This window comes from Paenibacillus amylolyticus (assembly GCF_003719335.1).
Classification (GTDB): domain Bacteria; phylum Bacillota; class Bacilli; order Paenibacillales; family Paenibacillaceae; genus Paenibacillus; species Paenibacillus amylolyticus_D.
This window is the reverse complement of the sequence record NZ_RIAS01000002.1, coordinates 621,562-637,711: the sequence shown is the minus strand read 5'-3', so window position 1 is coordinate 637,711 and position 16,150 is coordinate 621,562. Positions and strand designations below refer to the sequence as shown.

Sequence of the window (16,150 nt, the reverse complement as noted above, 5' to 3'; positions counted from 1 at the left end):
TGCGTCAAGCGTCCATTTAAGCGCACATGCATCGCGATCTGATTCGTATCGACTAGAGGGCTACTACAAAAGGCTTACATTTTGTAGTACCTGCTCAATCCATCTTCGTTAGCCCATTTCATGGGTTATACCTGCCAGTCCTCCAGCTTTGGAAGTTCCTGTTTCCCCCAGTAATCCAAAAACCACTGAATCACCTTCGTTGTATCTGCCGTGGTATAACTGTAATGCTTAAATCCGCTCTCACCTTCCTGCAAACGGGTCTCTACCACCATTTGCCCTGGTTCCTCAAGCGAAGCAGCCTGCAAATACATACTTCCTTCTACCAGTTCTGACGGTTGCAGAACTACAAAATCGTGCAATTCCAGATCCGTAATCAAATCCACAAATACCGAGGCATTAAGACTCTCATTCTCGTAGGTTGTGCCGTTGCTCTCCAGTTTGTAGCGCAGTGTGGAATACATGCTCAATCCCCCTTATCTTATGTAATCGTAGACGTATAATACCGGGAAACACATTCTCTATAAATTATCCCCCAGCAGAGTCCATATTGCAACTGGCTCCGCAGAGGGATTTTAAGTGGCGATCCTATTTCAAACCATCGAATGTCAGCGATCATTTTCTTATTCAGACTGTTTGTTCATTGATGCGTTCATTTATGTGTTCATCTATGCTCACTGTTGGTTCAATACACGACTCATATCGACGCCTTGTTTGATTCATCCGCCTCATCTTCAAATTTAAAGTTACGCGCGGCATACAAAAACGGCGTTCCGACCGCAGTCAGCACAAACTTGATCAGGTAGGTCGTCAGGAAAATTTCCAGCCACACATCCCATGGATAGATAAACACAAAGGCAACCGTGCAGAATACGAGCGTATCCACAAAGGAACTGATAATCGAGCTGCCGTTGGTTCGAATCCAGAGCTGATTCCGTCCTGGTGCGAGTTTACGCAGCCAACTGAACAAACGCACATCCAGAAACTGACTGATAAAATACGCAGACAGACTACCAAGCGCCAGACGTGGCAACAGTCCAAATAATTTTTCCATGGATTCCTGCGCAAAATCAGTCGGTGCCGGATTAAAGAACAACACCATCTGCATCAGAACGGTCGTCATGATCAATGTGAAAAACCCAAACCATACCGCCTTCCGTGCCTCACCCGCCCCGTACTTCTCATTGAGAAGGTCACTGGTCAGATACATGCTGACATACATCGTGTTACCCAGCGTCAAGACGATCCCCATAATGTCTATCGTCTTGGTCACCTGAATGTTGGCAATGACCGTTGCTACCCCGATCCAGGCATACAGACCTTTTTTGCCAAACAGACGATAACATAGAAGAAAAAATCCGTACGTTACGAGAACGAATACCGCTCCCCAAACCAAATTAAACATGAATACATACACTGCCTTCCTAGTTTTGATTACGCGGGATGGTTACGAACCGCGGTTTGGCCCAGCGCCAAAACATGAATAACTCTATCACATTTCCGCAACATTGAACAGCACTAAATCCCTCCAGCGTTGCATAACAACGTTAACCCAACATACAAGTATCCTCACCCGCTCTATACCCCACCGTGACTCTAGCTCCTTCTCTATTGAAAAAAAGACTCCCACCACTCGTGCCCCATCTGCACGTTCAAGTGTAATCTACACGCAAAAGCCGCCCTCCGGAAGTTCTCCGAAGGACGGCCTTGCATCCACTCTTTTGCAGCTCGCTCTGCGCACGCTGCATCACCAAGCGCACAAGCTGTGCGGCATAAGCTTCGCCCGGTTTACGCGTGAGCAGCAGAATCCAGCTCACGGCTTTGATCGTTAAACGTGTCCCGATCATTTTCTTTCAAAATTTTACTTGTCAGCAGTCCGGATGTCATGGACCCATTCACGTTTAGCGCAGTACGACCCATGTCAATCAACGGCTCAACGGAAATCAACAGTCCAACCAGAGCCACAGGCAAATTCAATGTGGACAATACGATCAGGGAAGCGAAGGTTGCCCCGCCGCCAACGCCAGCCACACCAAACGAACTGATCATAACTACGAGGATCAACGTCACGATGAAGTCCCAGCTCAGCGGGTCGATTCCGACCGTCGGAGCAATCATAACCGCCAGCATGGCCGGATATACACCGGCGCAGCCGTTTTGCCCAATCGTAGCCCCAAAGCTTGCAGACAGGTTGGCAATCCCGTCGGATACGCCGAGTTTCTTCGTCTGTGTCTCCACGTTCAGCGGAATCGCTGCCGCACTTGAACGAGAAGTGAAAGCAAATACCAGCGTTGGCAGTACTTTTTTCACATACGTAACCGGGTTAAATCCGGACAGGGAGATGATGATCAGATGGATGACAAACATAATCGCCAGCGCCACGTAAGACGCAATGACAAATTTGATAAGCTTCAAAATTTCCTCTGCATTTGTGGTCGCCGTTACTTTCGTAATGAGCGCCAAAATACCGTAAGGCGTAAGCCTCAGTACCAGCGTGACAATCCGCATCACAACTGCGTAGACGGCATTCACCATACCACGGAACGTTTCCGCCTGCTGCGGTTTTTTGCGATCCAATCCTAATACAGCTACGCCGATAAAGGCTGAGAAAATAACGACAGCCAGTGTAGACGTACGTCGTTCACCCGTCATATCCGCAAATGGATTGGAAGGAATGAACTCCAGCACCTGCTGTGGAATCGTCTGATCCTTCACATCAGCCAAACGTTCCTCCACCTTCTGGATTTGAGCCGTTTCCCGGTCTCCGCCTTGAATCTCAATGGAAGTCAGGTTGAAGCCTAAACTTGTTGCAATGCTGACTCCTGCAGCAATCGCTGTCGTAATTAGCAAAATAGCGATGATGGAGAAACTCATCTTACCCAGGTTTTGCTTGCCCTTCAGATTCATGATCGCCGAGATAATCGACACCATGATGAGTGGAATAACTACCATTTGCAGCAAACGAACATATCCTGAACCGACCAGATTAAACCAATCGACTGACTTCGTAATCACATCCGAACCCGATGTGTAGATCAATTGCAGAATAACACCATACACAACACCCATACCTAGACCCGCAAATACACGTTTCGTGAACGAGATGTGTTTCTTTTGCATCCAGTAGAGAACACCCAGCAGCGCCAGCATGACCACTACATTCACAATTAATAAAAATGTATTCATTACCTTTGTTCCTCCTCAGACATGTATGATCGGTTTTGAACCGATTCTCTAATTTATATTTGGCCTCCAAATGTGACAATGAACAATATAACATATATCAAACTATTCTGGTAGGTATTAATTGATATTATGTAACATTCATGTTATTCATTCTGGATTGATGAAAATAATTATGCAGTTTTATGAAAATTCTTCTATTCAACCCGCGGTTAATTTTGTAAAATGGGTATATCCGCTTATTCGAGAGTTTCACAAACACAAAAAATAGGTCTTTCTTCGTTAGTAAAAAGGCCATAGAGAACTGAATAAGGGACAATGTTATTGAAGATGACGTGAAAGGGTGATTCTATGTTTCGCAAACGCACCGTTGCTGGCAAGATCAGGGGCACGTTATTCCTAGTATTACTTGTTGCCTCCCTGTTGTTTAGTATCAGTTTTTATGCCGTATCGATGAATATTATTCAAAGTTACGTACTGCCTCAGTTCGACAAAGTTCTGAATACGTCCATTCAGGATATTTACAAAAATACATCCTCATCCAAACTTTTGCAGATCCAAAGTGGCGGCGCAGGTGCTGAAGGTGCTGCCATGACGGTAGGTTCCTATCTGGCTGATCAATCCAAAGAACATAGCCTTGATGCTGCTTACGTTATTGCTGTGCAAGATGGTAAAGCCACCGTTGTTGTCGCTAGCATTAACTCCAAATTTAAACCCGGGGACTCAATTGATGTAGAACCTTCCATGACCCAAGCAAGCGAGAAGAAACAAGCGGTCATTAGCCCGGTGTTCTCTGATTCTTATGGTGTACATAAAGCAGCATTTATGCCGATTGCCGGAAGCAATATGCTCATGGCTGTTAGCATGGATGCCAAGTTTGTTCAAGATAAAATTGCTCAAATTTTCTGGCTGTGCCTCGGTATTACAGCGTTAGTATTTGTCCTTGGCTGGCTCATTTCTACTAGTATGATCAAAAGAGTCACTAAACCAATCATTAAACTTGTAGAACATAGTAAACGAATCTCTCAAGGTGATCTTACCGCTGAGTTGCAAATTAAAGGCAAAGATGAGATCGCCCAACTGGCCTTCAGCTTCCAGACGATGACACATAATCTCAAAGATATGATTAGCCGTGCCCTGACAACCTCCAATGAGGTCGTTGTGGGTTCCAATGACTTGCTTGAGCGTGTAGAGTCCATGTCTGGTATGGTACAGAACTCCAGCCATGCTGCCGAAGAAGCTGGAAAAGGCAGCGTCAGTATCGCTTCCAGTGCATCCGAGAACGCAAGAGCGATGGAAGAGATCACCCAAGGTATTATGCATATCGCGACTTCTGCAGCCGAAGTATCCGAACAAATCAATGAAGCTGCAACAGAGGCGCTTAACGGCAATCAACTGGCACAAAATGCAGTGAATCAGATGGAACTTGTCGGACAGACCGCTAGTGAATCGCTGCGTTATATCGAAACGATGAATGAGCGTTCTGTTGCCATCGGTACCATTGTCAATTCTATTTTTGAAATTACGAAACAGATTAACATGCTGTCTCTTAACGCTTCCATTGAAGCGGCCCGTGCCGGCGAACACGGACGCGGATTCGCCGTAGTGGCTGGAGAAGTCCGCAAGCTGGCGGAACAATCCAAGACAGCGACCGAAGAAATTGCCGATTATCTCGGTACGATTCGTGAAGATGCCGAACGTTCCGTAAGTGCGATGAACCGGGTAACGCAAGAAATTGGTTCTGGAACTGCTGTCGTACAACAGGCAGGTTCAGCCTTCCAGCAGCTCAATGAATTGATTCAAAATGTCAATCTGACCATTCAAACCGTTTCCTCCTCCACCCAACAGGTTTCTGCAGGTGCAGAAGAAGTTAGCGCCTCGGTGGAAGAAACGGCACAGATTACATCCAAGGCCCGTGAGAGCATGGAACAGATTGCAACTACCGCAGAAATGCAACTCAGTGAGATGGACTCTCATTCCAACACGGTGCGCCATCTGCATGAACAAGCTGTCGAGCTGCAAACAGCAATGAAGAAGTTTAAAATCGACTAATGATTAAACGTCCATAACGAACAAATATTTTTTACCCTGCATCAACTGATTTAAACAAAAATGAATGATAAAATAAACACCCCCATGACAGTAATTTTCGTTCAAACTGAACGTATGCTTGTCATGGGGGTGCCTTTTTTTGTTATAAAACTGCATATGATAGCCAATCAGATGTTAGTTATTGTCAGATAAAAAGCTCTTATCTTTGAAATCTAAGTTATTCAAATAGTCTAACGTCCAATCTAATAAAACCTTTGCACTTTGGTTAGGTATGTGAGTTATTTTAAAACCCGGAATCGGAATCTCTGGTAAGTTAGTCGAATATTTCTCTTCAACTTTTGAGAATTGAATACCCTTCTTCTTTGCTATTATGGATCTAAATAGTGTTTCAAGATAAAACAATAAGTAAGCCATATATACAACATATATTCGTCTGAAGAAATATACATTTTGATTGTACTTGTAGTAATCATTGTCGACTAACAACTCTGTTAATTCAGTATTGTAAATTTGAAATAAGATCTCCCTATTTCCACTCTCATTGAAAATAAGGCAACTTGCACCGTTATGAACAATGCTATTCCTTATCTCCTTAAACTGATAAAACCATTTAGTCGATAATATCATTTTTGTTATGAATTCATTCTCTTTAAAAACATCATGTAGGTAGTTCATTTTATCCTCTAATTTATAACGTTTTTTCTTTAATTCAGGATAAAACTCAACTAATAAATCTATTGAATAATCAATAATTGATCTGTACTTCACAAAAAAGTACTCTATATCCATCCCGAGATAAGTAGGAATTGAACTGAATCCTATGGAATCTCTAAAAAATTCATCTTGGGAATTACTCAGGCTCTGCTTATGAAAGAAATTCATTTTATCAACTATCAAATGAATTTTTTGTAGGTCTTGTCTAACAGCTTTGAGCAAATTATGTGACTTTTCAGATTTGACTCCGTCCCCAATTTCTTCATCAATATAGTTACACATCTCAAACGTAATACTTTTAAGATCTCCATCTTCATCAAACTGTTTATTAAGCCAATTGACTATTTCAATATCTGGATTCATTTTAGTTCCTCCAATTAGTACTTCTAGCTTTTACTTGCATTTAGCATATCAAGTTCAATCTCTAATAAACATGGCGAAAGTATTACGAACTCTCTGCTCCCTCTGTATTACTTATAAAAATCATTAAATTGATATAGGACAAAAAGAAACTCCACATTTTTCGGAGTTTCTTTTTGGATATTTCAAGAAAGCTTTCTGACCTACATCCTGTTTCACTATTACGTGCCCACTGATTATATTACCCAATATGCAATGTGAGAGACATTGTTAGTTTCCTCATTACGTTCTATTTAAACAAATTATTATTAATGGTATAAGGCACTTCTAATGGCTGTATCACACCCATAATCTCATACACTTGCTTCATATCCAGGGATGAGCGCAAAGAGGCAGCTACTCGATCAAACTCCATTTCTTTACGCTCCTGAGCACTGTATGTTTCCTCCAGTGGAGCAAGTCCTTTTGCTGTACGCAGTCCGTTCAACCAGGAACGCCGGAATTGATCACTTTCAAACAGACCGTGCAGGTACGTTCCCCACACTTTCCCATCTGATGTGCCCCATCCTTCCAAGAAGGCTTGTCCGCCAGCATGAGCGATTTCAAACAAAGCGGTTACCTGTTCAGGTTCGCGACATTCCGTTACACCCATATGGATTTCATATCCCTTAACAGGTATGGCCGAAGGCTCAACTTGTTTTCCGCCATGTAGCCGAATGGGATGTTCAGGCTGTACGTTGCCTATAACTCTGACCGTCTGTTTGTGCTGAAGGAAGGTTGTTGATAACGGCAGTCTGCCAAGTCCCACCGCTTCCTGGGCTTGGTTTGCCTCAACCGCATACGGATCAAACAAGTGTTGCCCCAGCATTTGATACCCGCCGCATATACCTACAAGTTGAACATGTTCAAGCTCTGAGTGAGAATGGATCGCCTGTTCCAGTCCCGATTCCCGAACATAAATCAGGTCTCCGATCGTATCTTTTGTGCCCGGCAAAATAATGGCATCCGGGCTACCCAATTCCTCCGGTGAAGTCACATATCGTACATTCACGTCCGGTTCACGGGATAATGCATCGAAGTCCGTAAAGTTGGAGATACGTGGATAACGGATTACGGCAATGTCAAGTTCCATATGTTCCTTTTTGCCATGCCGCAGGGAATCCAGCACCACCGAATCTTCTGCCTCGATCTGAATATCTCTTATGTATGGCAATACACCCAGGACAGGTATTCCAGTCCGTTCTTCAAGCCAGTCTAACCCTGGCTGCAGCAAAGAGAGATCCCCTCTGAACTTATTGATGATAAATCCTTTTACACGAGATTTCTCATGTGACTCCAGCAGTTCGAGCGTACCCACGATCGAAGCAAACACACCACCACGATCAATGTCAGAAATCAGAATAACCGGCGCATCGGCCCATCCCGCCAGATTCATGTTAACAATATCCCGATCTTTCAGGTTAATCTCTGCCGGACTGCCTGCTCCCTCCATTAATACGATGTCATATGTATCGCGCAACCGATTTAATGCATCCATAACAGTCTGCTTCGCTTCGGGTAAGAAATGCTGACGATAATCCGACGCGCTCATCTGCGCAAAAGGAACGCCATGCACCACGATCTGTGAATGCATATCCCGCACAGGTTTGATTAGAATCGGATTCATATCCGTGGTTGCTTCAATGCCACACGCTTCAGCCTGTGCCCCCTGCGCCCGGCCAATCTCCTTGCCGTCTTCCGTAACATAGGAGTTCAGCGCCATATTCTGTGACTTGAACGGTGCGGGTCTGAAACCATCTTGCTTGAAAATCCGGCACAGTGCCGTTGTAATGACACTTTTACCTACATCAGAAGCCGTGCCTTGCAGCATGAGTACAGCCGCTGGTTGTTTTACCTGATCTTCCACGGTTCCTCACTCCTGTCTTTTGCGCGATTAACTTGCTGTACAACGATCATGCTCAAACCAAACGAAAATTCTCCAGTAAAATTCTGGGCAGTTCAACCTCTACAGCCAAAACAGTCCTTGAAGCACGCTTAACCCCGTCAATAAAGCCGCTTCCAACAATTCATTCATGGCACCATACGTATCTCCGGTAAGCCCTCGGAGCCGGGCACTGATCCGGGAAGCAACAAATCGCCCTATATAATAACACGCCACAGGCAGTACGATGACTGACGTTACAGGATACAGCCACCAAGGGAGAGACCCAAACCCGCTAACCATGGCATCTGCAATGGCTATATCCGTTTTAAACAGCCACACGACAGCCATTGTAATGACGCCTGAGACCATCGTAAGTCCAATCGCAGCGCTGCGTGCCCGCTGGACTTCATTCCGCTCTCCAAGCCCTTTGAATAAAACGGCAAGTCCATCATCCCCCCGTGCATTAGGCCAGGCTGACATGGCATAAACCATGAACCATCGGCTCCAGATCATGGGCAAAATCAGTAACACACCGTACCCCCAATTGCCGCGGGCAATCATGTCAGCAATCAGTGCCGCCTTCATCATAAGCAGCAGCACACAAGCGATAACCCCCATCGCTCCCACTCGGCTGTCTTTCATAATCTCCAGCATTCGCTCGCGGCTGCGGTAACTGAGCAGTCCATCTGCCGTATCCATCCATCCGTCGAGATGCAACCCGCCGGTAAGCCAGACCCATACGGTCAACGTCAAAACTGCCGCCGGAAATGCGGGAAGCAACGCACCACTCAGAGCGGCGACCAACCAGACACATAGACCGATTGCAGCGCCGACCAGTGGATAATACACCACACTTTCGCGTAGCAATGGCGGCACAAAATCGAGCTGCATTTTCACAGGAAAACGAGACAGAAATTGAAAGGCTGCTGCAGCCGCATGTTTCCGCTGCGGAACGGGCGAGCCCGCTGAGTGGTGCTTCATAAGCGATACTCCTTACTTTTCAATTCGATCGGAATGCCTACCGTGACAAGAAACACTTCACGACAGATTGCTGCGATGCGCTGATTAAGTACACCTGCCAGATCACGATACACACGACCAAGCTTATATTCCGGTACAATTCCATCCCCTACTTCATTGGTAACCAGCACAAGCAAGCCGGGATAGGTTTGGACCGCTTCTACCAGTGCATCCAGATGACCTTGTAACACGTGACCTTCATCATGTTCATGGGCCAATAACACATTCGTCAGCCAGAGAGTCAAGCAATCCACCAGAATCGTTGGTGCGGACGTGCCCGTATGCCCTTCACCCATCTGCTGAATTAGAGCAGGCAAAGCCAAGGGTTCCTCCATCGTACGCCAGAGGTAACCGGAACTTTCACGCTGCTGCCGGTGCATTGTTATGCGTTCACGCATCTCGTCATCATACGCCTGAGCAGTGGCTACATACCAGGCTTCGGAAGAACGCTGCATGCACAGACGTTCGGCAAACGAACTTTTACCACTGCGAGCACCCCCAGTAACCAACACACTCATCGGGAGCCATCTCCCTGAGCAGGTAATACCTTGGAATCAGAGTCGGAAGGCTGATTCGTTCCGTCTGAAACACCCGCACTCGCAAAGGTCGCCATTTCATTCAAGATCAAACATGCTGCATCAATGAGATGCAAACTGAGCACTCCACCTGTGCCTTCTCCAAGGCGCATATCCAGATCCAGCATCGGCTTCAAATCAAGCTCACGCAGCAGAGCCGCATGTCCATTCTCATGGGAAGTATGGGAAGCGATCATATAAGCTGTGCTCAGGGGAGCCAGCTTTCTTGCAATTAGTGCCGCAGCTGTCGAGATGAAACCATCTACAACAACTGGACAGCGATGGGCCGCAGCTGCGAGAATAACGCCGGTGAGTCCGGCAATCTCCAATCCGCCTACCTTGCACAGGACATCTAGCGCATCTTCAGGGTCAGGTGTGTTAACGCTCAAAGCTTGACTGATCACAGCAGCCTTGCGCAGCACACCTGCATCATCCAGGCCAGTTCCTCTCCCAACAGCAGCTACTGGCGCAACGCCGGTCAGGGCACTCATCACTGCAGCGCTTGCCGTCGTGTTGCCAATCCCCATTTCTCCAGTGACAAACAGCCCTGTCCCTTTTGCCACTTCTGCGGCAACGACATCCACACCTACTAAAATAGCCCGAATGGCCTCATCCCGAGTCATCGCGGCTCCTTGAGCCATGTTGGCCGTACCTTTACGAATGTTGCGGGAGAGCAGGTTGGCATGCTCAAGGTCAGCATTTACACCGATATCGACACAAATCACTTCGGCTCTGGCATGACGAGCAAGGACATTGACTGCAGCGCCTCCAGCCAGAAAATTCATGACCATCTGCGGTGTAACTTCGGCTGGAAAAGCACTGATTCCTTCAGCTACGACCCCGTGATCCGCAGCCATGACGACCACAGCCCTGCGATCAAAACATGGACGAGTTTGGCCTGTTATCCCTGCAAGTCGAATCACAAGTTCTTCCAATTTCCCGAGACTACCCGGCGGTTTCGTCAGTATATCCACATGAGCAGACGTTTCCGCAGCAATTTTTGAATCAGGAGCCGCAATCTTATTTAATACTTGCTCCAATACCTGTTCTTCCTTCTTCATTCAACCAGCACTTCCTTCATCAAAATAGAGGCTATCCCGCCTCGTTTAATCCATGTCCCGCCGCAACAACAGTTGAGGAACCGAATGATCCGGATGGGACACCATCGCAGGTTTAACACGAAAAATCTCTTGAATCTGCTCTCCCGTCATCAAGCTATAAGGTGTCCCCTCTCCGACTACCTTGCCTTCACGCAAAGCCAAGATATGATCGCAGAACAAAGCAGCCAGATTGAGATCATGCAATACCGCTACAATCGTAATGTTGCTCTTCTTCTGCCATGCTGCTAACAACTCCATAAACTGCAATTGATATTTGATATCGAGAAACGTCGTTGGTTCGTCAAGCAATAGTAATCGCGGCTCCTGTGCCATGACCTTGGCCAAGGCTACTCGCTGCCGTTGTCCGCCACTAAGGGAATCCAGCGGTCGATCTGCCAGTTCCGTGAGTCCCAGTTCTTCAAGCACTCTGTCCACCACACGGGCTCCCTCTGCCGATTCACGGCCTAGCCAGTTTTGGTAAGGATAACGTCCCATCTCAACAACATCTCGAACCGGATAGGAAATTGCGGGTAAGCCATCCTGTTGTAGAACTGCAATCATGCGTGACAGTTCCTTACGACTATATGATCCGATATCTCGACCATCAATGCTGATCTGGCCTTCGCTTAACGGTTCCGTTCCTGCAATAAGCTGGAGTAGTGTTGATTTCCCGCTTCCATTTGGGCCAACGACACCCCACCAATCTCCTTCTTTAATTCGCCAATCGGTAGGATGCAGGGCATGATAATCACCATAGGTTTTGCCCGCCCGTGCAACAGTTACCAACATAGCAGCGGCAGCATCATCTTTTTCGGCAGTCACGGCATCATCCCTTTCCTCAGCTTTTTATTCCGATGCAACAGGTAAGCGAAGAATGGCGCACCGACAAAAGCGGTCACAACGCCTAGCGGTATTTCAGTCGGTGCCAGCAAGGAGCGAGCTATGGTGTCTGCCCATACCATAAAAATCGCACCACCAATCGCAGACAAAGGTACCAGCAATCGATAATCCGGCCCCACCAGCAATCGCAAAATATGCGGAATAACCAAGCCCACAAAACCGATGACTCCTGAAACAGAAACAGCTCCTGCCGTTAGCAATGTACCTACAGCGAGCACAGATAACTTGAGCCTGTCCACACCGACACCAATATGCGCTGCCTGACGTTCACCCAGTGCCAAGACATTCAGCGAACGTGCCCGGCTCCATAGAAAAATTAATCCAAGCAGAAAATACGGGAAAAGGATGGTCGTATACGACCACCCGCGCAGTGCCAGACTTCCCATCGTCCAGTATATAATTTCATTGATTGTCTGCTTCGACATGGTCGATAGGAAGGAAACGACCGCCCCCAAGAAACTTTGCATGACCACACCTGCCAGAATCAGGCTGTGTGTTGGTATTTTCCGCCCTTCACGAGCCAGCGACAACACAAACCATAACGTGACTACACCGGTCAAAAAAGCAACCAGCGGCAGTGTCCAAATACCAATTATAGCGTACTGTAAACCAAAGAATATCAGGAATGCCGCCCCCACCGAAGCACCAGAGGAAACCCCCAGTGTGAATGGATCAGCCAGAGGATTGCGTAGCACACCTTGAAAGCCCGCCCCTGCAATTGCTAGTGAAGCACCTACGAGCATCGCAAGTAAGACACGCGGGAAGCGCACTTTCCAGATAATCTGTTCGGCAGCCTTGCTCCAATCGGGTGTAATCCAGTCACCCACCCATGGCATGTTGTGAACGAGAATACCAGCGATGTCCCGGATGGGCAGCGCCACTGAACCAATGCCCGTACAGATGAGCACGGTAAGCACCAGCAGCACCACACCCATCGTTCCGAACAGGATCAGCTTTCTGCTCATTTGAACAGGTCAGGATAGATCGCTTTGGCAACATCTTTCAACCCTTGAGTTATACGTGGGCCCGGACGGCTGAGCAAGTTGGCATCCAGTCCAATCACAGCATTGTTTTTCATCGCCGTAATTTGATCCCAGCCGCTACGTGCTTTGATAATCTGATCCAGCGTTTTGGAATTTTCGTCAACAACATCATTTGTATACAGAATAACGTCCGGGTTGGAGGCAATCACATTTTCCTCGTTAATCTCATACCAACCTTCTTTATCAGCAGCAATATTCATTCCTCCAGCTACGGTGATCAGTTCATCCATGAACTCACCTTTACCAACCGTCCAGCCTGGGGAGAACTCGATGTATACTTTTTTCTTATCTTCTGGTTTTACGGCTTTGACCGCTTCGGTTACATCTGTTACATCCTGCTTCATCTGTGTAATCAGCTTCTGTGCCTGCTCTTGATGATCGGTAATTTTACCGAATGTTTCGATATTGTTTATCACATCGTCAATGGATTTAGGATCGGTTTTGAAAATGGTGATGCCCAGATCACGCAGCTTTTTCACTGCATCCTCACTCAATGAAATGCCTCCGAATACGATATCCGCATCTGCTGCAATAACGGATTCTTCATTCGGCTTGTTAATACCGCCCATTTTTGCTTTTGTTTTTGCCGCTTCCGGATAATCATCATAATCGGAAACACCAATAATTTCATTGTCCAACCCAAGGGCAAACAGAGACTCTGTTTCAGCCGGAGATACGGATACGATTTTGGTTGGTGCTTTTTCAAAAGTGAAAGACTCACCCGTTGCATCCGTAACGGTCAGTGGATATTGGGTTTTAAGATCCTTTTGTGTTTGCTCTTGAGACTGCTCCTGTGCAGGTTGCTGTGAGCTGCCCGCTCCTTCTTTTGTTGCGGTATTACCGCATCCAGCCAGCGCCAGTGCCAACATTGCTGCGCTCAACAGGGATGTGAGTGCTTTCCAGTTCTTAATCATTGATTTAAACTCCCCTTCTCTATCTGTACTATTGTTGTTGCTTTTGTTATATACACGATGCCACTCCGATTACAGTACCATTTTCCGATCGCTGTTACCCCCAGATTTTTTTAATTCCCTTATTCAAAAGGAAAAATTCGGTGATAAGCGTATGCTTTCGATGTAGCTTTCTTGTAGAAAGCTTTCAGGCGAGCACTTCGTTTCTCCGAATTGGTTCTGCACTCTCCGTTATACGTGTATAAAATGACTCCACCACATCGTGTACAACAAAAAAATCCCTGATCCTTAAAAGGATGAGGGATGACGTCTCGCATACGGCAATCCGGATACATGTTCAGCAGATAACTGTCCATGCGCACAGAATGGCCCGAAACGTTGTCCTTTCCTCGAAGGAACACCGGCTTGTACGTCCAGGGCTGGTAATCTGACTTACAGGATGGCTCCTGTTTCACAGTGGCGGGACCGTGCCGGATTTGCACCAGCTTCCCCATTTTACCCTTGTGCGCACCATAACTTGTCCTTGTTCACCTTGAACATTAGCTTTGCACGAGGGACCCTTGGTCGTTAAAGATGGTTAATTCAGATCAAACATTTTCGCAGTGCTCTTCGCACGAATCACGTCAGTTCAGGCCTCTCAGCACATCACACTAAATATGTCCGTCCGAGTCACACTTCTGTTGTGATTATAGGGTATATTGCACCACCTTACAACCCGATGTACGGAAAATTCACTCGTCTGCCAAGCCAGTGATCCCCTTGCTTTTCAAGATCAACCTGAATAGCCTGTCCAGGGATGACATGTGTATCCCAAAACCCCACGCCGTTGATGAGCCGGGACATCATATAACGGATCACACCTCCATGTGTCACAATAAGTGTCTTGTGTGAATTTTTATGTGAATGCTCCGACCAGATATGTTCGTGCAGAAAAGAATCCACTCGTTCCGCGAAAGTCCGCCACGCTTCTCCTTCAGGGGGGAATACCTTGCGGGGATCATCAATCCAGCTCCGGTACAAGAGATTATCCTTCAATTGCTCATAATTCAGGCCTTCCCATTGTCCAAAATGATTCTCGCGCAGGCGCGAATCAAACGCCGCTTGCTCAATCATCTGCGGTGCAATGTGTGCCAGCGTCTGACGGCAACGAAGCAGATCACTGCAATACACCGCATCCCATGTGAGATTGCGGCACTGCTCGCTCAGCAGAGCCAGCTCTTCTTGCGCGTCAGGCAACAGGCCAATGTCGGTATGGCCCAAATATTTTTTTTCCACATTCCACTGGGTTGTTCCATGACGGATCAGTACGATGCTCCGCTTCGACGAAAACTGTTTTGATCCAAGCTGTTCTAATTCCTTAATTACCACAACAACGCACCTCCTGCTAACCACACACCCCAGGTTGCCAAGAAACAAAGGCTCACAAAAGCTCCCGCTGACCAAAACATCAGTCGTGTCGTTCGCACGATATCTTCCGACTCCATCGGCCGCGCAGCTTCGCCCATATAAGCTCGAAATGAAGCAACGCCGTGATACACGTTATGCCCGCCCAGCCGAATGCCTAGCGCTCCAGCCACTGCCGACTCGGGAAAACCGCTATTCGGGCTGGGATGCAGCCTCGCGTCCCGAGAAACCATACGCGCTGCGCCTTTGGCATCCAGTTTTAGCACCCATGCGCCTACAATTAACAGCAGAGCGGTCACGCGCGCGGGAATCCAGTTAGCCCAATCATCAAGCCGGGCGGAGGCCCAGCCGAGATGCAGATATTTATCATTTTTATATCCAACCATGGAATCCAGCGTATTGACGGCACGGTAGGCCATAGCCAGCGGAGCACCGCCAATGAGCGCATAGAATAGCGGCGACACAATGGCATCCACAATGTTTTCCGCAACGGTCTCCACCGTTCCCCGAACAACCTCCGGCTCGTCCAGATGCGCCGTATCACGTCCAACAATCATGCCGAGTGAACGCCTGGCTCCAGGCCAATCCTGCTGTTTCAGGTGGCGGTACACTTCCATGCCTGCATCACGCAACCCTTTGGAAGCAATCGTTGTTGCGATCAGGATAATTTCGGCTGCAGCCGCCAAGATCGGATGAATCAGACCCAGCAGAAGGAGAAGACCCCATGTGACAGCAAAAGCCCCCCCTGCAATCAAGATCGGGAACCAGATCCCCGCTTTTTTCAGTCCCATATCTGTATGTACACGTGCACGAATAACACGCTCCAGTGCCGAGATGCTTTTCCCCATGCCGATAACGGGATGCGGAATCCAGCGCGGGTCTCCGATGCATCGGTCTAATATGTATGCAAGAATGATGATCCAAGCTCCAGACATGCCAATCCAGAACGATGATGTCCATAGATGCT

General features: G+C 47.3%; 15 protein-coding genes and 1 riboswitch. Of the genes, 1 reads left to right on the top strand and 14 read right to left on the bottom strand.

The window, feature by feature from the left end:
- Window positions 1–125: 125 nt before the first annotated feature.
- From EC604_RS06615 to EC604_RS06605, 4 genes are all read right to left on the bottom strand, one after another.
- Window positions 126–461, bottom strand: a complete 336-nt coding sequence (locus EC604_RS06615; protein WP_123063347.1) for a hypothetical protein — start codon at window positions 459–461, stop codon at window positions 126–128.
- A gap of 233 nt (window positions 462–694) precedes the next feature.
- Window positions 695–1,402 (bottom strand): queuosine precursor transporter, encoded by a 708-nt coding sequence (locus EC604_RS06610; protein ID WP_123063346.1) that lies wholly within the window; start codon window positions 1,400–1,402, stop codon window positions 695–697.
- A 247-nt stretch (window positions 1,403–1,649) separates the two neighbouring features.
- Window positions 1,650–1,814 carry a hypothetical protein gene (locus EC604_RS29840; RefSeq protein WP_161556873.1) on the bottom strand — a complete coding sequence of 55 codons (165 nt, stop codon included), beginning with the start codon at window positions 1,812–1,814 and terminating at the stop codon, window positions 1,650–1,652.
- Window positions 1,786–3,183 carry an L-cystine transporter gene (locus EC604_RS06605; RefSeq protein WP_090918005.1) on the bottom strand — a complete coding sequence of 466 codons (1,398 nt, stop codon included), beginning with the start codon at window positions 3,181–3,183 and terminating at the stop codon, window positions 1,786–1,788. Before EC604_RS06605 ends, EC604_RS29840 begins: the two co-directional genes overlap by 29 nt.
- 348 nt (window positions 3,184–3,531) lie before the next feature.
- Here EC604_RS06605 and EC604_RS06600 point away from each other — a divergent pair, with 348 nt between their 5' ends.
- Window positions 3,532–5,232 (top strand): methyl-accepting chemotaxis protein, encoded by a 1,701-nt coding sequence (locus EC604_RS06600; RefSeq protein ID WP_123063345.1) that lies wholly within the window; start codon window positions 3,532–3,534, stop codon window positions 5,230–5,232.
- A gap of 174 nt (window positions 5,233–5,406) precedes the next feature.
- Here EC604_RS06600 and EC604_RS06595 read toward each other — a convergent pair whose 3' ends face one another.
- The 10 genes from EC604_RS06595 to cbiB form a co-directional block, all read right to left on the bottom strand.
- Complete coding sequence (locus EC604_RS06595) at window positions 5,407–6,309, bottom strand: hypothetical protein (protein WP_123063344.1); 903 nt, start codon at window positions 6,307–6,309, stop codon at window positions 5,407–5,409.
- 286 nt (window positions 6,310–6,595) lie between these two features.
- The gene (locus EC604_RS06590; RefSeq protein WP_123063441.1) at window positions 6,596–8,176 is read right to left on the bottom strand and encodes a cobyric acid synthase; all 1,581 of its coding nucleotides are present in this window, start codon (window positions 8,174–8,176) and stop codon (window positions 6,596–6,598) included.
- A gap of 135 nt (window positions 8,177–8,311) precedes the next feature.
- The gene (gene cobS, locus EC604_RS06585) at window positions 8,312–9,211 is read right to left on the bottom strand and encodes an adenosylcobinamide-GDP ribazoletransferase (protein ID WP_123063343.1); all 900 of its coding nucleotides are present in this window, start codon (window positions 9,209–9,211) and stop codon (window positions 8,312–8,314) included.
- Entirely contained in the window at window positions 9,208–9,768 is a 561-nt protein-coding gene (cobU, locus tag EC604_RS06580) for a bifunctional adenosylcobinamide kinase/adenosylcobinamide-phosphate guanylyltransferase (protein ID WP_123063342.1), read from the bottom strand. Before cobU ends, cobS begins: the two co-directional genes overlap by 4 nt.
- Entirely contained in the window at window positions 9,765–10,886 is a 1,122-nt protein-coding gene (gene cobT, locus EC604_RS06575; protein ID WP_123063341.1) for a nicotinate-nucleotide--dimethylbenzimidazole phosphoribosyltransferase, read from the bottom strand. Before cobT ends, cobU begins: the two co-directional genes overlap by 4 nt.
- A 45-nt stretch (window positions 10,887–10,931) precedes the next feature.
- Entirely contained in the window at window positions 10,932–11,714 is a 783-nt protein-coding gene (locus EC604_RS06570) for an ABC transporter ATP-binding protein (protein ID WP_123063440.1), read from the bottom strand.
- A 29-nt stretch (window positions 11,715–11,743) separates the two neighbouring features.
- The gene (locus tag EC604_RS06565; protein WP_123063340.1) at window positions 11,744–12,790 is read right to left on the bottom strand and encodes a FecCD family ABC transporter permease; all 1,047 of its coding nucleotides are present in this window, start codon (window positions 12,788–12,790) and stop codon (window positions 11,744–11,746) included.
- Window positions 12,787–13,782 carry an ABC transporter substrate-binding protein gene (locus tag EC604_RS06560; protein ID WP_123063339.1) on the bottom strand — a complete coding sequence of 332 codons (996 nt, stop codon included), beginning with the start codon at window positions 13,780–13,782 and terminating at the stop codon, window positions 12,787–12,789. Before EC604_RS06560 ends, EC604_RS06565 begins: the two co-directional genes overlap by 4 nt.
- 397 nt (window positions 13,783–14,179) lie before the next feature.
- A riboswitch (cobalamin riboswitch) is annotated at window positions 14,180–14,309 on the bottom strand.
- 178 nt (window positions 14,310–14,487) lie between these two features.
- A complete protein-coding gene (locus tag EC604_RS06555; RefSeq protein WP_161556872.1) occupies window positions 14,488–15,147 on the bottom strand; it encodes a histidine phosphatase family protein in 660 nt (219 codons plus the stop codon).
- Entirely contained in the window at window positions 15,141–16,118 is a 978-nt protein-coding gene (cbiB, locus tag EC604_RS06550; RefSeq protein ID WP_123063439.1) for an adenosylcobinamide-phosphate synthase CbiB, read from the bottom strand. The genes EC604_RS06555 and cbiB overlap by 7 nt, the downstream gene beginning before the upstream one ends.
- Between the last annotated feature and the right edge of the window lie 32 nt (window positions 16,119–16,150).